Origin of the sequence: Streptomyces sp. NPDC007983 (genome assembly GCF_042958345.1) — a bacterium.
Lineage (GTDB): Bacteria > Actinomycetota > Actinomycetes > Streptomycetales > Streptomycetaceae > Streptomyces.
Map to the genome: position 1 here is coordinate 31,599 of NZ_JBIBJI010000021.1, position 23,956 is coordinate 55,554.

The window sequence follows — 23,956 nt, forward strand, 5'->3', positions numbered from 1 at the left end:
GAAGCACGAAAGAACGGCCGCTGCCTATGAGTCTCCCCGTCGATGCGCCCGCAGGCGAGGCATTGAGGGTGTTGTCCCGCTTTCGGGTCGACTTCTACGACTGCCTGTACAGCCGTGCCGACGCGCTCTTCGAGATCACTGACGCGGTCTTGTGCACTGATGGACCGGTGAAGACCCTGGTCGAGCTCTGCCTGGAGGCCGAGCACCGGCGGGGGCACGGGGCCCTGTATGCCGCGTTGGATCGGGGCTGGCTGGAGCCGACGCGGTTGCGCCGCACGCTGGCCGGCCTGCCGCTGCCGAGGGCGGCCGACGGGCGCATCGTACTGGCCGTGGATGTCAGCAACTGGCTCCGCCCGGACGCCCCGACCAGCGACGACCGGCTGTTCTGCCACGTCTACGGGCGCGGAGACCGCAAGACGGATCAGTTCGTGCCGGGCTGGCCGTACTCCTTCGTCGCCGCCCTGGAGACCGGCCGGACCTCCTGGGTCGCGTTGCTGGACGCCGTGCGCCTCGGGCAGGCGGACGACGCGACCGCCGTCACCGCTGCCCAACTACGAGACGTCGTCGAGCGGTTGATCCAGGCCCGGCAGTGGCGGGCGGGTGATCCGGAGATCTGGATCGTCATGGACTCCGGCTACGACGTCGCCTACCTCTCCCACGCTCTGGCGGACCTGCCCGTCGTCCTGGTCGGACGCCTGCGCTCGGACCGCGTTATGCTCCGCGACCCCGGCCCCGCCCGCTCCGGGCCGAAGGGCGGACGGCCGCGTCGGCACGGCGGCGTCCTGGCCTTCGCCAAGCCCGACAGCTGGCACGAACCCGAGGTCACCACGGTCACGGACACCACCCACTACGGCAAGGCCGAGGCCAGAGCCTGGGCCCGGATGCACCCCCGACTCACCCACCGCGGCCCCTGGCTGGACCACGCGCAAGAGGAACTGCCCATCCTGCACGGCAGGTTGATCCGCCTCCAGGTCGAGCGCCTGCCGGGCGATCGCGACCCGAAAGCGGTCTGGCTTTGGTGCTCGGCCACCGCCGCCACACCGGCGGACGTGGAGCGCTGGTGGCAGTGCTTCCTCCGCAGATTCGATCTTGAGCACACCTTCAGGCTCATGAAACAGACCCTCGGCTGGACAGCCCCGAAATTCCGCCACGCGGACACCGCCGACCTGTGGACCTGGCTCATCATCGCCGCCCACACCCAGCTCCGCCTGGCCCGCCCCCTCGCCGAGGACCTCCGCCGCCCCTGGGAACGACCGGCCGAGCCCCGCCGCCTCACCCCCGCCCGGGTGCGGCGGGGGTTTCGCAACGTCCGCGCGACCACGGCCCGTCCTGCGGCCGCACCGAAACCGTCCCGGCCAGGGCCGGGACGGCCTCCCGGCTCGAAAAACAGGCACCGAGCCAGGCACCACGACGTCGGCAAGACGGTCAAACGCGCCGAATCGATCAAGGAACACCAAGCTCACCCGCGTTAAACGCCAAGCTCAGGCCGCAGGATAGGGAAGCAGCTCCTCGGCTGTCCTTTCCCAGGAGGTTTTGAGTTCCGTGAGCAGCTCCGGCCGGTCGGGAGCGAGATCGGCCTGTTCCCGTGCGTCCTGCGCGAGGTTGAACAGGTGGTCCTTGCCGTCGGCGTCCTGGTAGTACTTCCACTCGCCACGCCGCAGTGCCCGGTTGTCCCGCACCCGCCAGAAGAGGTCACGGTCACGCGGCGCTTCTCCGCGCAGCAGGTAGCCGGCCAGGCTGGTGCCGTCCAGCGGATATGCCGGGTCCGGTCGGGCGCCACCCACCTCCAGCAGGGTGGCGGTCCAGTCGGGCGAGAAGTTCGGCTCGTGACTGACCTGGCGCGTGCCGATCCGGGACGGCCAGCGCAGGATGGTTGGCACCCGGATGCCGCCCTCCAGCAAGGAGAACTTCTCTCCGCTGAGCGGCCAGTTGTAGGAGAAGCGTTCCCCGCCGTTGTCGCTGGCGAAGAGCACCAGGGTGTCGTCCTCCTGGCCCGAGCGCCGCAGCGCCGCGAGGACCTCGCCGACGGCGGCGTCCAGGCTCTCCACCATTTCCGTGTACTTCGCGACGGAACCACCGTCGTAGTGGTTCAGCGCGGTGACGACATCGGCATGGTCCTTGGCCGACCGTATCTTCGCGGCGATCTCGGCTCCGGTGGCGGCGTCGCCCTCCGCGAGCCATGGCCAGTGGGGGGTGGTGAAGTTGAGGTTGAGCAGCCAGGGCCGGTCGTGGTCACGGCTGACGTACTCGACGGCCCGTTCGGTGAGAACGGTCGTGTAGTAGCGCAGGTCCTTGTAGCTGGTGTCGCCTTCGAACAGGTCGTACTCGCCGAGTTGCCCGAGCTTGGAGAAGTACTCCAGGACGCCGCCGAAGTTGCCGAAGAACTCGTCCCAGCCGGACTTCGTCGGGCTGTAGTCGGGCAGCCAGCCGCAGTGCCACTTCCCGATCAGAGCGGTGGCGTAACCGGCCGCCTTGAGCAGCGAGGCGAGGGTCGGATGATGCGGGTCCAGCCCTTGGGAGCGGTCGCTGACCGGCTCGGCAAGTCCGCCCTTCGTCCGGCCGGGGAAACGGCCGGTGTAGAGGCTGAACCGGGTGGGGGAGCAGGTCGCCGAGCCGGAGTACGCGTTGGTGAAGCGCACACCCTGCCGGGCGAGGCGGTCGAGGTGCGGGGTCTTGATGTGCGGCGCGCCATAGGACGACAGGTCGGCCCAGCCGAGATCGTCGCCCAGGATGACCAGCAGGTTGGGCCGGCGGACCGCAGCGCCGTCCGAGCGGGAACGGAAGGGCCGTTCCTCCGTTTCCTTGCCGGCCTTGTCGTTCGCGGTGGCCGGTCCGGCGGCGGTCACACCTGCCGCGGTCAGCGCGCTGCCACCCATCAGGCCGTGGAAGAGGCGTCGGGACATCCTGGGATCGTTCATAGTGATCAACGCTGGGGGCCACCGGCGCTGCGGACAACTCTTCGCGAGCTGCCCTCATCCGATGTTCATGCTCGTTACATATCGCTGCAACACACCCGGTCGGGCGGTCGTGCCGAGCGCCGTAGTCGCCGAGGACGACGCGCCCCCGCGACCGCGCCCCTGGATCGAGGGCGATGTCGCGGGCAGACGAGCGTCGGCGCGGGAGGGTTACCGGGCCGCGGAGGCCGGGGTGTGTTCCGGAGGGAGCTCGGCGGGGTGGCCATGGATGGATGCGGACCCGGTCGCGAAGTACATGTCGGACGACCGGATGCGTGAGGTCGCCCAGACGCTGACGGCCGCCGTGGCCGCGAGGTACCCGCAGGCGATCCAGGGTGTGCCGTGGCCCAGGGCGAGGAAGGTCGTCATGAGGAGGGGCGTGATGCCGGAGGCGAAGACACCGGACAGCTGGTAGACGACGGACATGCCCGTGTAGCGCACCTCCGGCGGGAACAGGGCGGCGAAGAGTGTGCCCTGGGCACCGTAGAAGTAGGCGTGGACCACTCCCAGCGTCACCGCGAGCGTCACGGCGAATCCCCAGATTCCGGTGGACCGGAACAGCAGGAAGGCGGGGAACACGGCGAGCCCGAACAGGGCGATGCCGGTCATGTACGTCCGGCGCGCGCCCTGCCGGTCCACCAGGGAACCGGACAGCGGGATCAGCACGGCCATCAGCAGCGCGGCGACGGTGACGGCGAGCAGGACCGAGGTGCGCGGCAGCTTCAGCGTCGAGGTGGCGTAGGTGATCGCGAAAACGCCCCAGGTGTTGAACGCGGCGCCCTCGCCCCACCTGGCCGCCATCCCGAGCAGAGTGTGGCGCCTGGTTCCGGGATTCCGCAGCAGCTGGGCCAGCGGGACCCGGGACGCTGCCTGGCGCTGTTCGATCTGCTGGAAGGCCGGGGTCTCGTCGACCTTCAGCCGTACGGCGATACCGAGGACGACCAGCGCCAGGCTCACCAGGAAGGCCACTCGCCAGCCGTAGCTCAGGAACGCCTCGTCGCTGAGCAGGTTGCTGAGCAGGGCGAAAACACCGGTCCCCAGGGCCAGCCCCAGCGCCAGCCCGATCTGCGGGTAGCTGCCGTAGCGGCCCTTGCGACCGGCCGGGCCGTGCTCCGCGGACAGCAGTACGGCGCCCGCCCACTCCCCGCCGAGCGCCACCCCCTGGGCGACGCGGAGGACGAGCAGGAGGATCGGGGCCCAGATGCCTGCCGTCTCATACGTCGGCAGGAGACCGATGAGCGTGGTGGAGCCGCCCATCACGCCCATGGTGACGGCGAGGGTCCGTTTCCTGCCGATCCTGTCGCCGATGTGGCCGAAGAGCAGGCCACCGATGGGGCGCGCCAGGAAGCCGACAGCGAAGGTGGCGAAGGAGAGGATGGTGCCGACGGTGTCGTTGCCGGTGGGGAAGAACAGTTTGCCGAAGACGAGGCCGGCGGCGGTGGAGTAGAGGAAGAAGTCGTACCACTCCACCGTGGTGCCCAGGAGGCTGGACAGCACCACCGTACGAAGGCTCCGCCGGTTGGTGCGCTTGTCGGTTGGCGGGGAGGTGAGCGGTGTGTCGGGCATGGTCGGACTACCGTTTCGTTGCATGCGCGGGCGCGCCGCTGTCGATGTGACGCCGGGGACGGTTCACGGCGCGGTGATGTACGAAGAGGGCTGAGGTGGGACCGGCGCGCGGCTCCGCGCGCATCGCGTCACCCGGCAGGCGTGGCCGGGAGAGAAGGACGAGAACCCCGCGGCGGGTGCGTGAGCGTCACCGGTGTGGACGCGAGGACGCCCGAGTGAGCGGGATCATCGCCGCGAAGGTGGTCACAGAGGACCGTCACCCGGGGCAAACCTGCCTGGAATCCCGGATCAGACCGGATCAGAGACGACAACAGGCGCTGGACTGGCGGCACAGGTCGACGTGGAGCCGTCCCACGAGGGGGAGACGGACCACGAGCTGGCCGACGGCGTCTGACATGGCCGACGGTATGGTCGGCTCCTGTCCGCCGCTCAAGTGAGACCGGAGCGATCTCATGGACTGGGACAACGGCCCCGCGGTGGAGGGGGCGTTCGCGTCACAGAGAGGATGTGGCGGGGCACTGTAACGCGCGCATGGCAGCCGCACGAAGTCGTCATTGCGGAACCCCGGGAAGGCGAACACACGCTTGACCCTCTCTTGGTGTCGTATATAGCTTCGGCGGCATGCCGACTTTCCCGCGGTTCACGCGGCGGCGCGCTGTCGATCTGATGCGCCTCACCGCCGCGCTGTGTAGCTGAACTCCAGCCGCGAACACCTCTCACTCGCGCGAGAACTCTCCGCCCGCGATCAGTCGATTTCCGTACGCACCGACGCCGTACGCCCTGCACCCGGGAACCCGTATGCCCAGGCACGCCCCACTCGTCCTGGCCACTGTGACCAGCACTCTGCTGCTGGCCGGCTGCATCCCCCCACCAGACGCCGGCGAGCGGCCGGGACTTCTCCGCGGATCCCGGAGTACTCGCTTCAGCTGCTGTACCGCCTCGCCGGGGCGCGCGGCCACCGTGTGGTCGCGGGCACGCCCGAGCAGGTCGCCCACCAGATACGGGTCTGGTTCGAGCAGGGGGCCGCGGACGGGTTCAACGTCATGCCGCCGTGGCTGACCGAGGGCTTCGACCACTTCGCGGACCAGGTGGTGCCGATCCTCCGCGGACGCGGGCTGTTCCGCACCGCGTAGACCGGCACCACCCTGCGCGAGCACTACGGGCAGGAGCGGCCGCGCAGCCGCCACGCCCGCCACAGCTGACCGTCTCCCACCGTCCCTCCACATATCAGACCTCAGGAGTCTCTTGTGAGTCCGACAGGTACCCGACCGCTGCTGGTGACCCTCGGTGCCGCGTCGCTGCTGGCCGCCTCGGCGCTGGCCCCCACCGCCGAGGCGGCCCCCGCCGAGCCCCGTACGTCGGTGGTCCTCGACTGGTACGACACCACCGCCGAGACGATCGCGTCGGCCGGCGCGCCCACCCAGGTGACCAACAGCCGCACCTGGGCGGTGAGCTGGCTGGCCGCGGCACGCGCCACGCGCGACGTTCCAGCGGGTGTCAGCCGAGGCGACTACCAGGACGCGGCGCTCGCCTCCGCCGTGCACAGCTCCCTCGTCGCCCTCGCCCCGGCACGCACCGAGCAGCTCGACGCGGCGTTCCGCCGGACCCTGGAAGCGATCCCGGACGGTGGCGCCGAGGACCGGGGCGTGGCGGCCGGCGAGCGGCAGGCCCGGTCCGTCCTCGCGTCCCGGGAGGGAGACGGACTGGACCCGGCCTCAGTCATCGCCCCGTTCACCGTGCCGCCCGCCGCACCCGGCGTGTGGCAGCCGACGCCGCCCGACCACGCCCCCGCCACGCAGTACGGCAACCGCCTCGCCCGGCCCTTCGCGCTGGCGGGCCCCGACCAGTTCCGGCTCGGGCCGCCGCCATCGCTGGACTCCCGGCAGTACCGCTCCGACCTGGCCGAAGTGCGCGCCTACGGCGCCAAGGACAGCACGCGGCGCACCGCCCGCCAGACGGAGACGGCCACCTTCTGGTACGGCTCGTCGCTGACCCTCTACGACAAGCCGCTGAGGGTGGCGCTGGCCCGGTCCGCCGGGCCGGTGGAGGAGCGGGCGAAGCTGGTCGCGCTGTTCCACGTCGCGTCGGTGGACACACAGATCGCGACCTCCGACACCAAGTACACGTACCTGCGCTGGCGCCCGGTCACCGCGATCCGCACCGGCTCCATCGACACCGATCCCACGTGGACGCCGCTGCACAACACCCCGGCGCACCCGGACTATCCGAGCGGCCACACCACCTACTCGGGGTCGGCTGAGGGCATCCTGTCCGCCCTCATCGGCCCGCGCACCGCGCCGTTCGAGGTGACCAGCCCGACTGCGCCGGGGGTGACCCGCGAGTACACCAGCTGGCACCAGCTGACGGCGGACAACGTCGACGCACGGATCTTCTCCGGCATCCACACCCGCTCCGCGGACGAGGCCGGCGTCACGCTCGGCAAGAAGGTGGCCGCCCACGTGCTGCGCCAGTCCGGGCGGCTCCTGCGCTGACGTGGCTCCTCATCTCGCACGTTGGGGGCGCGCCGTCACGGCGCGCCCCCAACGTGCGGGTTCCCTCAACGGGGCGGCTCTCAGAAGAAGCCGGTCAGGGGCGGGGCCTCGGCGTTGAGGAGGAAGTCGCCCACCACGCGCGCCTTGTGGGCGATCGGATTGTGGCTGACGAGCGTCCGCGCGTTGCGCCAGTGGCGGTCGAAGTTGAACTCCCGCCGGGTGGCGGAGGCCCCGCCCACGTCGTACAGCCGCTCCGCCGCCCGCAGCGCCGCCTGGGCGGCGACCACCTGGGCCTGTGCCACCTCCGTGGCAGCCTCCGCGAGCGCCGCTTCGGAGCCCGCGACGCCGTCCTCGCCAGGGGCGTCGGCGAGCGCCCGGTCGATGGCTGCGGCCGCGCGGAGCACAGTGGCCTCCGCCCCGTACCCGAGCGCCGCGATCTCGCCCACGGTGTGCTGCACGAAGGGGTCCCGGACCGCATGCTCGACGCCGCTGTGCCGGACGGCGCGGGCGCGGTCGCGGGCGTAGCCGATGGCGTCGCGCGCCGCGTTCTTGGCGATGCCGGTCTCCACGGCGGCGAGGAAGAGCTGGTGGTACGCGCCGAGATGGGTCCGGCGCACACCCACGGCCTCGTCCACGACGACTTCGTGCGGGTGCACCACGACGTCGTCCAGCTCCGTGGTGCCGCTGGCCGTCATGCGCTGACCCATGCCGTCCCAGTCGTCGACCAGCCGCAGACCGGGGCGGCCGCGCGGCACGACGGCGCGCACCCGCCGGTCCCGGTGGTCCTTGGCGGCGACCACCACCCAGTCGGCGAACAGAGCGCCGGTGCTGTAGTACTTCGTACCGCTCAGCCGGTAGCGGTCATCGTCGGGTGTCAGCGCCGCGTGGATGTCTCCGGGATGCTTGGCCGCGGTCTCCCCGGTGGCGTTGCCGAACAGCTCGCCCGCGAGGGCCGCCGTGAACCACCGCTCGCGTTCCGCCTCCGTGCCGTCGCTGATGAGCTTCTCGACGAAACCGAAGTGCGGGCGCAGCGCCTGCGCCACATTGGAGTCTGCTTCCGAAAGATCGATGACGACCTGGAAGAGGTCCACCAGGCTCGCCCCCGGACCGCCGTACGCCGCCGGGACCCGCAGGCCCCCGATGCCGCTGGCCCGCACCGCGTCCATGGCCGCGTACGGCAGCTCCCGCGCGGCCTCGCGGCGCGCCGCGTCGACGGCGAGGGCGGCGGTCAGCTCCGGTACGCGGTCGAGGAGGCCCCGAAGCGAAACGGTTCCGGGCCGGTGGACCGTACTGGTGCTCATAGGGCCGCGGCCCCTTTCTGCTCGTATGACGATGCCGGTACGGGAAGTCCCAGGTGGTCGCGGAGGTTCGTGCCGGTGTAACCGTGGCGGAAGACGCCGCGAGCGCGGAGGATCGGCACGACGTGGTCGACGAAGACCTCCAGGCCGTCGGGGAGCGCGTCGGGCAGCAGCGTGAAGCCGTCCACGAGGCCGGCCGACCACCACGTGGTGATGTCGTCGGCGATCCGCTCGGGGGTGCCGACGACCGAGCGGTGGCCGCCGATGGTGCGCGCGGCGAGCCCGGCGAGGGAAAGCCCCTCGCGGCGGGCGATCTCGACGTGGGCGCGGAAGAAGCCGGTGGGCAGCCGGCCCGGTGGTGGTCCCGCCAACTGGGCGGCGGTCAGGGGCGCTTCGGGGTCGGTGATGGCGGGGTCGAGGCCGAGCGTACGGGCCACCCGGCCGATCTGCCGCGCGTCCTCGCGTACGCCCGCCTCGAGCGTGGCGAAGCGGGTACGGGCCTCGGCCTCGGTGCTGCCGATCACGGGGGTGAGGCCGGGCAGCAACCGGATACCGGACCCATCCCGTCCGTACCGGTGCGCCTGCTCGGCGAGCCGGGCGCGGTAGCCGCGGGCCGCCTCCGCGTCGAGCAGCGGGGTGTAGACCGCCTCGGCGAAGCGTCCCGCGAGCGCCAGCCCCTGCGATGAGGCCCCGGCCTGCAGCGTCACCGGGCGGCCCTGTGGCGATCGCGGTACGTTGAGCGGCCCCGCGACGTCGAAGAACTCTCCTGTGTGGTCCGCGGCGTGAATCCGGTCGGGGTCCGCGAAGCGCGCGCCGACGGTGTCGGCGATGAGCGCGTCACCCTCCCAGGAGTCCCACAGCCGGTGCACCAGGCCGATGAACTCCTCCGCCCTGCGATAGCGGGTGTCGTGATCCAGGGGTGCGTCGAGGCCGAAGTTCCGTGCCGCCTCCGGAAAGAAGGTGGCCACCGCGTTCCAGCCGGCGCGCCCGCCCGAGGCGTGGTCGAGCGAGAGCACACGGCGGGCGAGGTTGTAGGGCTCGTTGAAGGTGGTGGAGCCGGTGAAGACGACCCCGACTCGCTCGGTGGCGGCGGCGAGGTAGGTCAGCAGCATCGACGGTTCCAGGGCCTGCCCGGGGCCCTGGCCGATGTCGCCGTGGAGGGCGGGGATGTCGGCGAGGAACACCCCGTCGAGGGCGCCGCGCTCGGCGGTGCGGGCGACGCGCAGATGGTGTTCGGGGTCGATGTACGCGTCCGGGGCCCGGCCGGGCAGGGTCCACGCTCCGGGGTGGTTGCCGGCCCCCGTGATGTTCACGAGGAAGCTGAGGGGACGTGGCATCAGACGATCGCCTCCACGGTGTCGTGAGCGGGCCGGGCGACCGGGGGCCGGACCAGGCCGAAGTGGTCGCGCAGTGTGGTGCCCGCGTACTCCGTACGGAACAGTCCCCGGCGGCGCAGTTCCGGGATCACGTGCTCGGCGAAGGCCGCGAGCCCGCTGGGGAGCACATCGGGCATCAGGTTGAAACCGTCGGCCGCGCCTTCGCTGAACCACTCCTCGATGGTGTCGGCGATATCGGCCGGGCTCCCGGCGACGACACGGTGGCCGAGCCCGCCGCCGAGCCGCCGGATCAGCTGCCGGGCGGTCAGCCGCTCGCGCCGGGCGAGTTCGGTGGTGACGGTGAAGAAGGTCTGCAGCCCCTGGACGTTCTCGGCGGGGCCGATGAGGTCCCACGGCAGTTCCGCGTCCGGGTCGAGGGCTTCGGCGTCGATGCCGAGGAGGGCGGCGAGCCGGTCCAGGCCGTAGCGGAGCGGAATGAGGTCCTGCAGGCTGTTCAGCCGCTCCAGTGCCTCGTCGCGGGTGGCGGCGACCACCGTGGACAGGCCGGGCAGCACGACGATGTGGCCGGGGTCGCGGCCGAGCTCGGCGGCACGGGATGTGACCGCCCGGTAGTACGCCTTGCCCTCGTCGAGCGTCTGCGCGGCGCTGAACACGGCCTCGGCGTGCGCGGCCGCCAGCTCGATGCCGTCGGGCGATCCGCCGGCCTGGACGAGGACGGGGCGGCCCTGCGGCGGTCGCGGAGTGTTCAGCGGTCCTCGCACCCGGAAGAACGTGCCCTCGTGGTCGATCGTGCGGATACGGTCCGGGTCGGCGAACACGCCCCGCGCGGCGTCGCCGACGAGGGCGTCATCGTCCCAGCTGTCCCACAGGGCGCCGACGACCTCGACGAACTCGGCGGCGCGCCGGTAGCGGTCGCGGTGGGCCGGTGCCTGGTGAAGCCCGAAGTTGCGGGCGGCGGCGGGACCGGCCGTGGTCACCGCGTTGAAGCCGGCACGGCCCCGGCTCAGGTGGTCCAGCGCGGCGAACCGGCGGGCGATGTTGTAGGGCTCGTTGTAGCTGGTGGAGGCGGTGGCGATCAGGCCGATGCGGCTGGTGTGCGCCGCGATCCCCGCCAGGATCACGGTGGGCTCGAGGGCGTATTCCGGGCGGTGGGCGATGTCGGGGGTGAGGACCGGGGTGTCGGCGAGGAAGACGGCGTCGAGCTTCGCGGCCTCGGCGATGCGGGCGGTGGTGATGTAGTGGTCGAGGGAGAAGGCGGCGCGCGGGTCGCCGTCCGGGGCGCGCCACGCGCCGGCGAAGATCCCGGACTGGAAGATGTTGACGTTGAGGTGCAGGTGGCGCCTGCCGGTTCCGCTGGTCATGGGGCGGCTCGCTGTCGATGGTCGGTCGGGAGCCTCGCGGGCTGGGTCTCCACGTCGAGGTCGTGTGTGATGGTGACGACGATGAGCATGACGGCCGCGACCATCTGCAGGGTCTGGCCGATCGCGGGGAAGAGCAGCGGCCAGAGGTTGTCGAGTTCGGTGCTCATACGGCCGTCTCCGCGACCGCCTCGCGCACGGGGTCGGAGGGCACCGATGGCTCCTCGGGCACGAGGGGCCCGCCCGGGGGCAGTGGTTCGGCGTGGATTCCCCAGCCGTCCAGGGCCAATGTCAGCTCGTCGGCCCGGTCCTCGTCGATCGCGATGGTCGCCCGGCCGGCTACCCGTCCGGCGATCTCCTCCACGGTCGCGGACAAGACGTGGACGTCGAGCCCGTGGTCCGCACCGAGCCGCGTCAGCCAGTCCGTGGGCACCTCGTGCCCCTGATAGGTGACGCGCCAGGTGCCCAGCCCCGGCCGCTCCTGTGCGAACGGGCGGTCGGGCAGCAGCGCGTTGCCGAGTGCGGACCGCGGATCGGCCACGAGCTGATCGACGGGCCCTGACTCGGCCACGCGCCCGTCGCGGAGCAGGATCGCGGTGTCCGCCGCTTCACGGACCACCTCCATCTCGTGGGTGATGAGGAGGATGGCCAGGCCCCGATCCGTACGCAGCTCGCGCAGCAGGGCGAGGACGGACCGGGTCGCGTCGGGGTCGAGACCGGAGGTGGCTTCGTCGGACAGCAGCACCCTGGGGCGGCGGGCCAAGGCCCGTGCGATGCCGACGCGTTGGCGCTGGCCGCTGGAGAGCTGGGCAGGGTAGGAGTCGGCGCGGTCCGTGAGGCCGACCCGCTCCAGCAGTTCGGCGACGCGGCGCTTCTCGTCCCGGGCGGTCACACCGAGGTACCGCAGTGGCACCGCGACGTTCTCCGCCGCCGTGCGTCTGCGCAGCAGGTTGGCGGACTGGAAGACCGTTCCGATGGCCCGCCGGGCATGGCGCAGCTCGCGCTCCGGAAGGTCGGTCACATCGGTTCCGGCCACCCATACGCGCCCGGACGTGGGGCGTTCGAGCAGGTTGACGCAGCGGGCCAGGGTGCCCTTTACGGCGCCGCTGGGCCCGACGACGGCACGGATGGTGCCCCGCGCGATGTTCAGGTCGATTCCGTGGAGCACCGGCCGCGCGCGGGTGCCGGTGCCGTAGGTCTTCTGCAGTTTCTCTACACGGATCACCGCGTGGACTCCTCGACGCTCTGGAGGGAGTGCGGGCGGGCACGTCGAAGGGGGAGACGGCCTGCCCCGAGCGGGGGTGAGGTTCAGTGAGAGAAACAGGCGGCACTGGTGATCATCATGTGATCGACCGTGCGTCGGCGCGTGAAGCGACGGTTCCGCGACATGGGGATGGATGCTCACAGCCCTCAACGTCGGAGGTCAAGGGCGGACCGCATCCTGAGATGGGCGGGGGAGTGGAGGGTTGCCGCATGGTGGTGGCCACTTGACCGCTCGACGGGTGGCAGTGTTTCGTGACGGCCATGGCCTCCGTGTTTCTGGTGCACCGCCACCACGTCGACTTCGGTCGAGTGGTGAGCGCGCAGTGTTGTTGAGGCGCTGATTCCTGCCTGCGGGCACCCTCTTGTACGAGTGCGGGCGCCACGTTCTCCCGCTGCCCGGCCTCCCGGTGGGTTCCCTCAGGTGTGACTTCCCCCAAGGGCCGTCCTGTGAGCGGCGGCCCTGTCGTCCCCGTCCTCGCCCCACGTCGATACGAGTACCGACGAGCGCCCGACGTGCGCCGGTGAGGCCATGAGGCCCACGAGGAAGTAATAGTGACTAGCCATCAGGTTCTTGTGTCCCACGACGCCGAGCGCGTGTTCCTCCGGGAACTCCGTGAGGCTCTCGCCGAGGACGGCGCGTCGCTCGTCGACGACGAGCGCACCTTTCCCTACCTCCACGATCGCTCCGGGGCCGCCGCGGCACGGACGGATGTCCGCGCGCTCGCCGTCGTACGTCCCGCTGACGCGGACGGGGTCGCGGCCGTCCTGCGGCTCGCCCACCGCCACCGCGTCCCCGTCGTCACCCGCGGCGCCGGTACGGGACTGTCGGGCGGGGCGTCCGCCGTCGACGGATGTGTGGTGCTCAGCACGGAACGGCTGGACCGCATCGTGGAGATCTCGCCCGAGGACGAGGTCGCCGTCGTCCAGCCGGGGGTGATCAACGCCGATCTCAACAAGGCGCTCGCCGAACACCGGCTGTACTTCGCCCCCGACCCGGCCAGCCACGCCATCTCCACGATCGGCGGAAACATCGCCACCAACGCGGGTGGGTTGCGCTGCGCGAAGTACGGGGTCACCCGCGACTCGGTGCTCGCCCTCGATGTCGTCCTCGCCGACGGCACCGCCCTGCGCACCGGCCACCGCAGCGTCAAAGGCGTCACGGGGCTGGACCTGACGGCCCTGTTCGTCGGCTCGGAGGGCATCCTCGGCGTGATCGTCGGCGCGACCGTGCGCCTGCGCCCGCTCCCCGTCGCCACGGCCACGGTCAGCGCGTACTACCCGTCCGTACAGGGGGCGTTGGACGGCGTCCGGGAGATCTCGCGCGCGGGTGTCGTTCCGGCGATCGCCGAGCTCATCGACAATGCCAGTCTCCGCAACATCGACGAGTACAGCGGCTCCCGGCTCACCGACGGCGGGCACGTCCTGCTGTTGGCGCAGACGGACGGACACGCGGCCGCGGCCGAGGCCGCCGACGTCGTCGCGGCGCTGCGCCGCACGGGCGGGGACGCACACCTGGTCACCGACGAGCGGGAGGCCGAGCGGCTGTGGGAGCTGCGCCGCTCCGGGCGTGGCCGGACCCGCCCGGTGTGGTCGGTCGGCGAGGACGTCGCCGTGCCCAAGTCCCGGGTGGCGGGCATGTACGAGGAGCTGGAGCGGATCGGGCGGCGCCACGCGCTGGACTTCGCCGCCGTCGCTCACGCGGCCGACGGCAACCTCCACCCCGTGCTCTCGCGGCCCGTGCCCGAGGGCACCGACCCCGCCGCCCCGCCGCCGCCCGAACTCGACGTCGCCGCCGATGAGTTGGTACGCGGGGCCCTGGCCCTGGGCGGCACGATCACCGGCGAGCACGGGGTGGGCGCCACGAAGCGCCGCTGGCTGGAAGACGAGCTCGGGGCAGCCGGGCTCGCGCTCCAGCGGAGTGTCAAGGCCGTGTTCGACCCGCACGGCATCCTCAACCCGGGCAAGGCCCTCTAGGCCCTGTCCGGCGGATCTTCGCGGGACCGCGGCGCCTGGCACCGCACCTCGCTGCGTTGTCGGAGTCGTCCGAGTACGCCCAGTACGAGGACGATCCTCCGCCTTGCGATGCACGGCACCAGACGCCGCGGCCTGATCCACGAAGATCCGCCGGACAGGACCTAGCCCCGGGACCCGGCGCCGCTCCCGCCGCGGACGCTTCGCCTGCCCCCCCCTCGCCTCGTCACCCCCTCACCAGGAGACACCATGCCCCTGTCCCGCCGCGGCGCCGACACCACCGCCCTGGGCGGCTTCGGCCCCCCTCCACCGGCCGGAGTCCCCGGCTTCCTCCCGCTCACCAGCGGCACCCCCGCCGACGCGGCCTTGCCCATCAAGGAGCTGGCCGAGGCCGCCGCCGGCGTGCTCGGCGGCCCGTCGGCGGCCGGTGCGTTCCAGTACTCCGGTGTGGAGGGGACCCCGGAGCTGCGCGAGTGGATCGGCCACCACGAAGGGGTCGGCGCGGACCGGGTGTTCGTCACCAACGGGGCGCTGCACTCCCTGTCGCTCGTCTTCGACGCGCTGCTCGACCCCGGGGACCTGGTCGCCCTCGAGGACCCTGTCTACCCCCTCGCGCTGCGCGTCCTCGGCCGCTCCCACGTGGAGTATCTGCCGGTCGCGACCGGTCCCGACGGCCTGGACGTCGACGCCCTCGCGCGGGCTCTGGAAGGCGGCGCCCGCCCCAAGGTGCTGTACACCGTGCCCGACTTCCACAACCCCACCGGCGCCACCCTGCCCGCCCCCGCCCGCCTCCGGCTCGTCGAACTCGCCGAAACCTACGGTTTCACGATCGTGGCCGACAGCCCGTACCGCGAGCTGCGGTACTCCGGCCACCACGTACCCCAGGTCAGCGCCGACAGCGACCGCGTGGTCCGCGTCAACAGCTTCTCCAAGACCCTCGGGCCGGGCCTGCGCCTCGGCTGGATCGTCGGCCCGCCGTGGCTGCTCCCGGCGGTGGCGCGGCTGCGCGCCAACCAGGACCAGCACACCTCGACCTTCACCCAGGCCATCGCCACCGCCCTCCTCACCACGCCCGGCCTGTTCGAGCGCGTGACCGCCGACGCGCGGGCGCTGTACGGGCGCAGGGCCCTCGCCCTCCACACGGCGCTCGGCACGGTGCTCGCCGGTCGCGTCGAGGCCACGCTGCCGCAGGGCGGGCTGTTCCTGTGGGCCACGGTGCTGGACGAGGATGTGGACCTGCAGGCGGCGCGCACCCGGGCCCACGCGCTCGGCACCGACTTCGGCGTCGGCAGCCACTTCTCCCCACCCGGCGGGGCCGGCTCCCCGGGGCGTATCCGGCTCGGCATCGGAGCGGTGGGCGAGGCCGACTTCGCCACCGCGGCCGGCCGGCTGGCCGCGGCGCTGAAGCCCGAGGCGGCCCGATGACCCACGCGCCGACCGCCTCTTCCGTTCCACCGCGGCCCGCGCCCGCCCCGGAGGGCCCCATCCGCTGGGCGGCGGTCGGCTGGGACGACCCGGCGGCCGCCGGACTCCGGGCGCTGATGGACGCGGAGATCAAGCCGCGGTACGCGCCGTACGGGCCGCGCCCGCACCTGCCGCCACCGCCCACCACCGACGAGATCGCCGTCACCTGGGTGGCCTTCGACCCGTCCGGAGATCCCGTCGCGACCGCCTCGCTCCGCGCGCTCCCCGGTGACCGCTGGGAGATCAAGCGGGTGTTCGTCCGTGCGGACCACCGTGGCCGCGGGCTGGCCGCCGCCGCGCTGGCCGCCGTCGAGGCGTCCGCCGCCGAGCGGGGCATCGCGGAGCTGATGCTGCAGACCGGCGACCGGCAGCCGGAGGCCGCCGCTCTCTACGCGCGTGAGGGCTGGCGGCGCATCGCGCCCTATCCGCCGTACAGCCGCGACCCCTACAGCGTCTGCTTCGCCAAGCGGCTGAGCAGCGGCCCGGCCCACGCGCCGGATGCCGCGCGGGGAAAGGAGCCCCACCGCCATGCGTAACCTCCGGCCGCTCGCCGCCCTCGGCGCGCTGCTGCTGCTGCTCGCCGGGTGTGCCCCGTCCGGGGCGGGCTCCCGCGCGTCGGCCCCCGGGTCGTCCCTCACCTGGGGGGTCACCACGGAGCCGCAGTGCTTCGACCCGCACCGCTCCACGCAGCAGAACGCGTTCATCGTCATCCGCAATTACGTCGACTCGCTCATCGGGAAGAAGCCGGACGGGACCTTCGCCCCCTGGCTTGCCAGGAGCTGGAAGGTCTCCGACGACGGCACGGCGTACACCTTCAAGCTCCGCGACGATGTGACCTTCCATGACGGCACCCACTTCGACGCGAAGGCCGCGAAGGCCAACTTCGACTATGTCGCCGACCCCGAGAACGCCACGGACGCCGCCAGCCTGCTCGTCAACTACAAGCGCAGCACCGCGCCCGACCCGACCACGTTCCGCATCGAGCTGAAGAAGCCCGACTCCTCGCTCCTGGAATCACTCTCCAGCGTCAAGCTCGGCTTCCTGTCGCCCGCGTCGCTGAAGAAGGGCGACACGCTGTGCAACGCGAGCCGGGCCCTGGTCGGCACCGGCCCGTTCGTCCTCGACGGCTACACCCGGGGCCAGTCCGTGCGCTTCCGCAAGAACACCCACTACGACTGGCCGCCCGCCTTCGCGAGGCACCGCGGCCCCGCGTATCTGGACACCGTCACGTACCGCTTCCTGCCCGAGTACTCCACCCGATCCGGGGCGCTCTCCTCCGGTCAGGTGGACGTCATCGAGGGCGTGCAGCCCCTGGACGTACCGCTGTTCAAGGGCGTCAAGGGGTTCCAGTACCGCACCGGACCGTCCCGGCAGACCTCGTTCACCCTCAACGTCAACTACGCCCGGGGGCCCGGCGCCGACATACGGGTCCGGCGCGCGCTGCGGGACGGCGCCGACCTGGACGCGGTGGTGCGGGCCGTCTACCGAGGCACCGTGCCCCGCGCGTGGTCCAACATCGGCCCGGACAACCCCGACTACGACGCCTCGCTGAAGGGCAGTTGGGGCAACGACCCGAAGGAGGCCAACCGCCTGCTGGAGGAGGCCGGTTGGACCGGGCGGGACAGCGACGGTTACCGCACCAGACACGGCAAACGGCTCACCCTGGAAGTCGGCTACCCCCAGCCGTACGTGCGCGACAACCGCGACGTGCTGATCGAGGCGCTCCAGGCCGAACTGCGGCAGAACATCGGCCTCGACCTCGATCTGAAGATCAACACCGCCGGAGAGTTCACCGACCAGAAGGCCAAAGGCAGCTGGACCATCTACCCGAACACGCTCAATCCGCTGGACGCGGGGATGGAACTCAACCAGGTCCTCGGCAGCACCGAGTTCCTCTACGCCAACGTCCGCGGCTACGACAGAAAGCTCGACGCAATGATCAAACACGCGCTGGCCACCACCGACCTGGACAAGCGGCGCCCGCTCCTCGCCCGGATCCAGCAGCGCGCCGTGGACCGCGCGTACATCGTCCCGCTGTTCGCGCCGCACTACCAGATCGCCGCGTCCGACGCGGTCCACGGGCTCGGCTTCGAGACCCAGCTCGACGCGCCCGCCAACCCCTACGCGGTCCGGGTCAGCCGATGAGCACGGCCACTGCCACGACGGATCGGCCCGCCGAGGTGTCCCGGAAGCGGGCGGCAGGGGTGGCCTGGCGCCGTGTCGCCACCCGGGTCGCCACAGGCATCGGGGTGATGTGGGCGGCCGCCACCGTCGCCTACGCCGTCCTGCACGCCATGCCGGGAAAGATCGAAGACATCCTGGTGGGCGACCAGACCTATCCGGGAGCCCACGAGGCGGTCGCCGCCGAATGGGGCCTGGACCGGCCGCCCCTTGTGCAGTACCTCGACTATCTGGGGCGGCTGCTCCACGGCGACCTCGGCACCTCCTACGCGATGCGGCAGCCGGTCGCCTCCGTCGTCGGCGACCAGCTGTGGCCCACGGTCGAACTGACCCTGCTCGCGGCGGGGCTGGCCCTCCTCCTCGCGCTGTCGGTGGCGGTCGGTACCGCCGGCCGGGCGCGTCCGCTGCGCGCACTGGCCTCGGTGACCGAGCTCGTCGCCACCTCCATGCCGGTGTACTGGCTCGGCATCCTGCTGCTGATGGTGTTCTCGTTCGAGCTGGACTGGTTCCCCATCACCGCCGACAGCGGCGCGGCCTCCCTGGTCCTGCCCGCCGTCACCCTCGGGCTGCCCATGGCCGGGCTGCTGTCACAGGTCCTGCGCGAGGCTCTGGAATCCGCCCTCGAGCAGCCGTTCATCACCACCGTCCGCGCGCGGGGCGTCGGCGAGACGCCGGTGCGGCTGCGCCATGCACTGGCTCACGCGCTGCCACCCGTCATCAACCTGGGCGGCTGGATGATCGGCAACCTGCTCGGCGGCGCCGTCATCACCGAGACCGTCTTCGGCCGGCCGGGGCTCGGCGCCGTCACACTGACCGCCGTCACCAACAAGGACGTGCCGGTCGTCCTCGCCGTCGTGCTGCTCGCCGCCTTCGCGTACGTGGTCATCTCCACGCTCGTCGACATCGTCAACCTGCTCATCGACCCGAGGCTGAGGACCCGATGACCCCACGTCCTGGATGGCTGCGCCACGCCGGCACCGCCCTGTGCGCCGCGCTCATCGCCGTGCTGCTGCTCGCCGCCGCCTTCCCCGGCCTGTTCGGCGACGTCGACCCGCTGCGCTCGTCGATGCCCGAATCCCTGCAGGCGCCCAGCGCGCGGCACTGGTTCGGCACCGATCTGCTGGGCCGGGACGTCTTCGCCAGGGTGGTGCACGGGGCGCGCTACTCCCTGCTGCTCGGCGTGGCCGCCATGCTCATCAGCCTGGTCCTCGGCCTGCTGACCGGCGTCCTCGCGGGACTGTCCGGCCGGGTGGTCGACGAGGCCGTGGCGCGCGTGCTCGACGTGGTCTCCGCCTTCCCGGGCGTCCTGCTGGCGATGCTCGTCGTGGTCTTCACCGGGCCCGGTGTCTTCAACATCGCCGTGGCGATCGGGGTGTCGGGCGTACCGAAGTTCGCCCGGGTGATCCGTGCACAGACCCGGTCGGTGAGGGATGCCGGCTACGTCACCCACGCCATCGTCCAGGGCCGCGGCCGCGGCTGGATCCTGGCCCGGCACATCGCTCCGAACGTCCTGGTCGCCGTCCCCGTCATCGCCACCATCGACATCGGTACGTCGATCGTGGCCGTGTCCGGCCTGAGCTTCCTCGGCCTCGGCCCGCAGCCCCCGATCCCCGAGTGGGGCGTGATGCTCTCCGAGGGCCGCGACATCCTCCGTACGGCCTGGTGGGCCGGGCTCTTCCCGGGCCTGTCCATGACCGCGACCGTGATCGCCTTCACCGTCGTGGGCCGTCGGCTGCAACTCCTCCTGGAAGGCAGGACCCCATGACCGCCCCCACGCTCACCACGTCCACGAGCGCGCGGGACGCGTCCCGCGGGCCCCTCGTCGAGGTGGACTCCCTCAGCGTCACCTTCCCCGCGCGCGGCGGGGCCGTACCGGCCGTGCACGACGTCTCCTTCGCCGTCCACCCCGGCGAGTGCGTGGCGATCGTCGGCGAGTCGGGCTCGGGCAAGAGCGTCACCGCCCGGTCCCTCGTCGGACTGAACCCCCGGGAGGCGGTGACCGGCGCGGGCGCTCTGCGGGTGGACGGCCGGGACGGCTTGCGCTTCTCCGCGCGGGACTGGCGCGCGCTGCGCGGCCGGTTCGCGGGGCTGGTCCTGCAGGACGCGCTGGTCTCGCTCGACCCCCTGCGCACCGTGGGCCAGGAGGTGGGCGAGCCGGTCCGCCACCACCGGCTGGCGCCCCGTGCCCACGTGCGCGGCCGCGTGCTGGACACGCTGCGCGCCGTCGGCATACCCGAGCCCGACCGGCGGATCGACGCCTACCCGCACGAGCTGTCCGGGGGGCTCCGGCAGCGGGCACTGATCGCCTCCGCCATCGCCGCCGAACCGCGACTGATCATCGCTGACGAGCCGACGACGGCGCTGGACGTCACCGTGCAGCGGCAGATCGTCGAACTGCTCGCCGCCCGCGTCGCCGAGGGCACCGGATTGCTGCTGATCAGCCATGACCTGGCCGTCGTCGCGGACATCGCCGACCGCGTCCTGGTGATGGAGCGCGGCCGGGTGGTGGAGGACGGGCCGGTGCGCGAGGTGCTGAGCCACCCACGGGCCGCGTACACCCGGCGGTTGCTGGCGGCGATCCCGTCGGCTGCCTCACGCGGTGCGCGGCTCACCGGAGACCGCCCGTCAGCGCCCACGGCCACCGACACCGCCGTACGCGGCCTTCCGCGGCGGGCCGACGCACCCGAGGGCAAGGTGGTCCTGGAGGCGCGCGGCCTGACCAAAACGTACGCACCGAGCGGCCGGAGCCGCACGGGCGGACAGCAGCGGTTCACCGCTCTGGACGATGTGTCTTTCCGGCTCCACCGGGGGGAGGCGCTGGGCATCGTCGGCGAATCCGGCTCGGGCAAGACGACCTGCGCCGACATCGTGCTCGCGCTCACCCGGCCCGACTCCGGCGAGGTGCGACTGCACGGCGGCCCGTGGAGCGCGCTGACCGAGCGGGAGCGCAGGGCCTCGCGCCGGCTGGTCCAGTACGTGCCGCAGGATCCGCTGAGCTCCTTCGACCCCCGCTGGACGGTGGGCCAGGTGCTGGCGGAGAACATCCACCGGCCGGGCGCCTCCCCCTCCCGCTCCCAGCGGCGCGACCTCGCCGCCACAGCCCTGGAACGCGTCGGCCTGACGGCCGATCACCTCACGCGCCGCCCCCGCTCGCTCTCCGGCGGGCAGCGCCAGCGCGTGGCGATCGCGCGGGCACTGATCGCCGAGCCGGAGATCATCGTGTGCGACGAGCCGGTGTCCGCCCTGGACGTCCTCATCCAGGCCCAAGTGCTCGGCCTGATCGCGGACCTCCGGTCCGAGCTGGGCACGTCCCTGCTGTTCATCTCACACGATCTCGGCGTCGTGCACCACCTCACCGACCGCGTGCTGGTGTTCAAGGACGGACGGGTGGTGGAGCGCGGCGATGTGGAGGAGGTCTTCACCTCCCCGGGCCATCCCTATACGCGCGAACTTCTGGCCTCGCTGCCGGGCCGGCGGCTGCGGGAGCCGTCCTGAGCAGGCCGTCCGGGATGTGGAATCACACCGGGCTTGCTTGACCGGCTGGACTCCCCACTGGTTCTATCGGTGATATGAAGCGACAGGAATTCACGCGTCGGCGCCACGTCGACCTCGCGCGCGTCTCCAGCGCGACCTGTTGCTGTCTGGTCTGAACAAGCCTCCGGAGAAGCCTTCCCGGAAGTGCTCGCCCCCGAGTCGGGTCCCTGATCAGGTGCGACCCCAAGGCGCCCCTTCCTGACATCACGCTCCCGGGCATTTCCGTTGCCGTCATCCCGGCGCGTCCGGTCTTCCGCGGCTCCCTCCCCTCTCTTCGCGGCTGACATCCCCCGCGCCCGTCGTCCGGTCGTCCATGCGACGGCGCGGGGACGGCGGCGCTGATCCGCTCTGCGCGCATACCCCGCCCCGGGGCGCTGCGCCCTTTTCGGTGCCGATCCCGCCCCGGCGCCGTCCGACCCGGCTCGTACACCCGACCACCGGTTCGTCTTCGAGCCTGTCCCTCACTGTGGAAGGGGCCCGCATGGCCACCGTCCTGTCCGTCTCCGGAAGCCCGTCCGCCACGTCCCGCACCGCCCGGCTGCTGCGCCACCTGGACAGCCGGCTGGCGGCTCAGGGGCATGAGGTGATCCCGCTGGACGTCCGCACCTTGCCCGCCGAGGCGCTGCCCGGCGCAGACTTCCAGCACCCCGCCATCACCCGGGCCGCCGCCCTCTTCGCCCGCGCCGACGGCGTCGTGATCGGCACGCCCGTCTACAAGGCCGCCTACTCCGGCCTGCTGAAGTCCCTGCTCGATCTGCTCCCGCAGTACGCCCTCGAGGGCAAGACCGTGCTTCCCCTGGCCACCGGCGGCACCACGGCCCATGTCCTGGCCATCGACTACGCGCTGCGCCCCGTCCTCAGCTCCATGGGTGCCGCCCACATCGTCCAGGGGTGGTTCACCCTCGACAACGACATCACGACGGGCGACGACGGCACCCTGACGGTGGCTTCGGGTTCGTCGGAGGGCCTCGATCAGGTGGTCGGCCAGTTCTCCGCCGCCCTCGGCGGCCGGACCTCCGTGCTGGCGGCCGCCGGATGACCGGCCGGATCGCCCACGACGGCCAAGCGCTCGCGGTCGCCGCGGAACTGGCCGCCCGGTTCCGCGAGGACGCCACCGAACGGGACGCTCGGCGTCGGCTTCCGCGCACCGAACTGGACCGGCTGTCCGCCTCCGGCCTGCCGACCGTGACCGTGCCCGCGGAGTTCGGCGGCGCCGACGTGGGCAGCCTCTGGTTCGGCGAGGGCGTGCTGCCGCTCCTGCGCCAACGGGGCCTGTGGAGCCACCCGTTCCGCACCGACGACCGCCCCGCCGCGCAGGTCCCCTTCGCTAACGCAGGGAGTTCCTGATGACCCACGTGATCAAGAGCGAGGCGGAGGCGATCGCCATCGCCGCCGAGCTGGCCGATGCCTTCGCCCGCGGGTCCGCGCTGCGCGACGCCGAGCGCATCCTCCCGCACGCCGAACTCGACCAGCTCTCCCGGTCGGGGCTGCTGGGTATCACCGTGCCCCGTACCCAAGGCGGTGCCGAGGTCGGCGCCCGCACCCTCGGCGAGGTCATCCGCCTGCTGTCGGCCGCCGACGCGAGCATCGGGCAGATCCCTCAGAACCACTTCTTCTTCGTGGAAGTGCTGAAGGAGAACGGGACGGCCGGGCAGCGCGACTTCTTCTACGCCGAACTGCTGGCCGGGCGCAGGTTCGGCAATGCCCTCGCCGAGAAAGGCACCAAGCACGCCCTGGAGTTCGCCACCCGGCTCGTACCGGACCCCACCGGCAGCGGCTTCCGGCTGACCGGCGTCAAGCACTACGCCACCGGTGCGCTGTTCGCCCACTGGATCCCGGTCTTCGCCCTCGGCCCCGACGACCGCCTCACCGCCGTGTTCCTTCCGCACGACGCACCCGGCGTCACCGTCGTCGACGACTGGGACGGCATCGGCCAGCGCACCACCGCCAGCGGAACCGTGCGGCTCAAGGACGTGTACGTCCCCGAGGACCGGGTGGTGCCGCATCACCTCACGTTCGAGCGGCCCGAAGTGTTCGGTGCCTTCGGCCAGTTCATCCACGCGGCCGTCGACACCGGCATCGCCCGCGCGGCGCTGGAGGAGGGCGGGCAGCTGGTCCGTGACATCGCCCGGCCCTGGGGGGAGTCGGGGGCAGACCGGGCGAGCGAGGAGCCGCTGGTGATCCAGAAGTTCGGCGAACTCGCCCTGCTCGTACGGGCCGCCGAGGCGCTGCTCGACCGGTCCGGGGCCGCCATCGACGCGGCCCGCCGCGCGCCCGCCGACGAGCGGCTGGCCGCGGAGGCGTCGGTCGCGGTCACCGCCGCCCGCGCCCAGGCCGATACGGCGGCCGTCACCGTCTCCAGCGACGTCTTCGCCCTCATCGGCACCCGGTCCGCGCTGCGCGGCGGCAACCTCGACCGGCACTGGCGCAACGCCCGCACCCACACGCTGCACGACCCACGCCGCTGGAAGATCCAGCACCTCGGGAACCACGCCCTCAACGGCGTCGACCCACCCGCCAACGGCATCGTCTGAGGAC

Annotated in this window: 23 protein-coding genes; 15 read left to right on the forward strand and 8 right to left on the reverse strand. The window is 72.1% G+C overall.

Annotation, left to right across the window (positions count from 1 at the left end):
• The first annotated feature begins 26 nt into the window (after positions 1–26).
• On the forward strand, positions 27–1,472 hold the full coding sequence (locus tag ACFZCY_RS38480) for an NF041680 family putative transposase (RefSeq protein WP_391184389.1): 1,446 nt from the start codon (positions 27–29) through the stop codon (positions 1,470–1,472).
• Positions 1,473–1,481: 9 nt separating this feature from the next.
• On the opposite strand, the gene ACFZCY_RS38485 is transcribed toward ACFZCY_RS38480, so the two are convergent.
• From ACFZCY_RS38485 to ACFZCY_RS38495, 3 genes are all read right to left on the reverse strand, one after another.
• Entirely contained in the window at positions 1,482–2,903 is a 1,422-nt protein-coding gene (locus ACFZCY_RS38485) for a sulfatase-like hydrolase/transferase (protein WP_391184392.1), read from the reverse strand.
• Between the two features lie 222 nt (positions 2,904–3,125).
• A complete protein-coding gene (locus ACFZCY_RS38490; protein WP_391184394.1) occupies positions 3,126–4,520 on the reverse strand; it encodes an MFS transporter in 1,395 nt (464 codons plus the stop codon).
• Positions 4,521–4,818: 298 nt separating this feature from the next.
• Positions 4,819–4,974, reverse strand: coding sequence for a putative leader peptide (locus ACFZCY_RS38495; protein WP_391184396.1), 156 nt, complete (start codon positions 4,972–4,974; stop codon positions 4,819–4,821).
• Positions 4,975–5,141: 167 nt separating this feature from the next.
• On the opposite strand from ACFZCY_RS38495, the gene ACFZCY_RS38500 reads away from it, so the two are divergent.
• The 3 genes from ACFZCY_RS38500 to ACFZCY_RS38510 all read left to right on the forward strand — a co-directional run bounded on the left by ACFZCY_RS38500 (position 5,142) and on the right by ACFZCY_RS38510 (position 7,012).
• Positions 5,142–5,216: a putative leader peptide gene (locus tag ACFZCY_RS38500; RefSeq protein ID WP_391184568.1), complete on the forward strand. Its 75-nt coding sequence runs from the start codon at positions 5,142–5,144 to the stop codon at positions 5,214–5,216.
• 266 nt (positions 5,217–5,482) lie between these two features.
• A complete protein-coding gene (locus ACFZCY_RS38505) occupies positions 5,483–5,653 on the forward strand; it encodes a hypothetical protein (RefSeq protein ID WP_391184399.1) in 171 nt (56 codons plus the stop codon).
• Positions 5,654–5,767: 114 nt separating this feature from the next.
• Complete coding sequence (locus ACFZCY_RS38510) at positions 5,768–7,012, forward strand: phosphatase PAP2 family protein (protein WP_391184402.1); 1,245 nt, start codon at positions 5,768–5,770, stop codon at positions 7,010–7,012.
• Between the two features lie 80 nt (positions 7,013–7,092).
• On the opposite strand, the gene ACFZCY_RS38515 is transcribed toward ACFZCY_RS38510, so the two are convergent.
• Genes ACFZCY_RS38515 through ACFZCY_RS38535 form a run of 5 tightly spaced genes read right to left on the reverse strand, consistent with a single transcriptional unit; the run spans position 7,093 to position 12,230 of the window.
• Positions 7,093–8,313 (reverse strand): acyl-CoA dehydrogenase family protein, encoded by a 1,221-nt coding sequence (locus ACFZCY_RS38515; RefSeq protein ID WP_391184405.1) that lies wholly within the window; start codon positions 8,311–8,313, stop codon positions 7,093–7,095.
• Positions 8,310–9,647, reverse strand: coding sequence for an NtaA/DmoA family FMN-dependent monooxygenase (locus ACFZCY_RS38520; RefSeq protein WP_391184408.1), 1,338 nt, complete (start codon positions 9,645–9,647; stop codon positions 8,310–8,312). The genes ACFZCY_RS38515 and ACFZCY_RS38520 overlap by 4 nt, the downstream gene beginning before the upstream one ends.
• A complete protein-coding gene (locus ACFZCY_RS38525; RefSeq protein ID WP_391184410.1) occupies positions 9,647–11,008 on the reverse strand; it encodes an NtaA/DmoA family FMN-dependent monooxygenase in 1,362 nt (453 codons plus the stop codon). Before ACFZCY_RS38525 ends, ACFZCY_RS38520 begins: the two co-directional genes overlap by 1 nt.
• On the reverse strand, positions 11,005–11,175 hold the full coding sequence (locus ACFZCY_RS38530; RefSeq protein ID WP_391184413.1) for a hypothetical protein: 171 nt from the start codon (positions 11,173–11,175) through the stop codon (positions 11,005–11,007). Before ACFZCY_RS38530 ends, ACFZCY_RS38525 begins: the two co-directional genes overlap by 4 nt.
• Positions 11,172–12,230 (reverse strand): ATP-binding cassette domain-containing protein, encoded by a 1,059-nt coding sequence (locus ACFZCY_RS38535; protein ID WP_391184416.1) that lies wholly within the window; start codon positions 12,228–12,230, stop codon positions 11,172–11,174. The genes ACFZCY_RS38530 and ACFZCY_RS38535 overlap by 4 nt, the downstream gene beginning before the upstream one ends.
• Before the next feature lie 590 nt (positions 12,231–12,820).
• Here ACFZCY_RS38535 and ACFZCY_RS38540 point away from each other — a divergent pair.
• From ACFZCY_RS38540 to ACFZCY_RS38590, 11 genes are all read left to right on the forward strand, one after another.
• The gene (locus ACFZCY_RS38540; RefSeq protein ID WP_391184419.1) at positions 12,821–14,242 is read left to right on the forward strand and encodes an FAD-linked oxidase C-terminal domain-containing protein; all 1,422 of its coding nucleotides are present in this window, start codon (positions 12,821–12,823) and stop codon (positions 14,240–14,242) included.
• Positions 14,243–14,488: 246 nt separating this feature from the next.
• Positions 14,489–15,664, forward strand: coding sequence for an aminotransferase class I/II-fold pyridoxal phosphate-dependent enzyme (locus tag ACFZCY_RS38545; protein ID WP_391184422.1), 1,176 nt, complete (start codon positions 14,489–14,491; stop codon positions 15,662–15,664).
• The gene (locus ACFZCY_RS38550) at positions 15,661–16,239 is read left to right on the forward strand and encodes a GNAT family N-acetyltransferase (protein WP_391184426.1); all 579 of its coding nucleotides are present in this window, start codon (positions 15,661–15,663) and stop codon (positions 16,237–16,239) included. The genes ACFZCY_RS38545 and ACFZCY_RS38550 overlap by 4 nt, the downstream gene beginning before the upstream one ends.
• Entirely contained in the window at positions 16,232–17,848 is a 1,617-nt protein-coding gene (locus ACFZCY_RS38555) for an ABC transporter substrate-binding protein (protein WP_391184429.1), read from the forward strand. The genes ACFZCY_RS38550 and ACFZCY_RS38555 overlap by 8 nt, the downstream gene beginning before the upstream one ends.
• Entirely contained in the window at positions 17,845–18,828 is a 984-nt protein-coding gene (locus ACFZCY_RS38560) for an ABC transporter permease subunit (protein ID WP_391184432.1), read from the forward strand. Before ACFZCY_RS38555 ends, ACFZCY_RS38560 begins: the two co-directional genes overlap by 4 nt.
• Positions 18,825–19,649 carry an ABC transporter permease subunit gene (locus ACFZCY_RS38565; RefSeq protein ID WP_391184435.1) on the forward strand — a complete coding sequence of 275 codons (825 nt, stop codon included), beginning with the start codon at positions 18,825–18,827 and terminating at the stop codon, positions 19,647–19,649. The genes ACFZCY_RS38560 and ACFZCY_RS38565 overlap by 4 nt, the downstream gene beginning before the upstream one ends.
• Complete coding sequence (locus ACFZCY_RS38570) at positions 19,646–21,379, forward strand: dipeptide ABC transporter ATP-binding protein (protein WP_391184438.1); 1,734 nt, start codon at positions 19,646–19,648, stop codon at positions 21,377–21,379. The genes ACFZCY_RS38565 and ACFZCY_RS38570 overlap by 4 nt, the downstream gene beginning before the upstream one ends.
• 74 nt (positions 21,380–21,453) lie before the next feature.
• Complete coding sequence (locus ACFZCY_RS38575; RefSeq protein WP_391184570.1) at positions 21,454–21,534, forward strand: putative leader peptide; 81 nt, start codon at positions 21,454–21,456, stop codon at positions 21,532–21,534.
• Positions 21,535–21,899: 365 nt separating this feature from the next.
• The gene (gene ssuE, locus ACFZCY_RS38580) at positions 21,900–22,457 is read left to right on the forward strand and encodes an NADPH-dependent FMN reductase (protein ID WP_391184440.1); all 558 of its coding nucleotides are present in this window, start codon (positions 21,900–21,902) and stop codon (positions 22,455–22,457) included.
• Positions 22,454–22,765, forward strand: a complete 312-nt coding sequence (locus tag ACFZCY_RS38585; protein WP_391184442.1) for a hypothetical protein — start codon at positions 22,454–22,456, stop codon at positions 22,763–22,765. The genes ssuE and ACFZCY_RS38585 overlap by 4 nt, the downstream gene beginning before the upstream one ends.
• Complete coding sequence (locus ACFZCY_RS38590) at positions 22,765–23,952, forward strand: SfnB family sulfur acquisition oxidoreductase (protein ID WP_391184445.1); 1,188 nt, start codon at positions 22,765–22,767, stop codon at positions 23,950–23,952. Before ACFZCY_RS38585 ends, ACFZCY_RS38590 begins: the two co-directional genes overlap by 1 nt.
• The last annotated feature ends 4 nt before the right edge of the window (positions 23,953–23,956 follow it).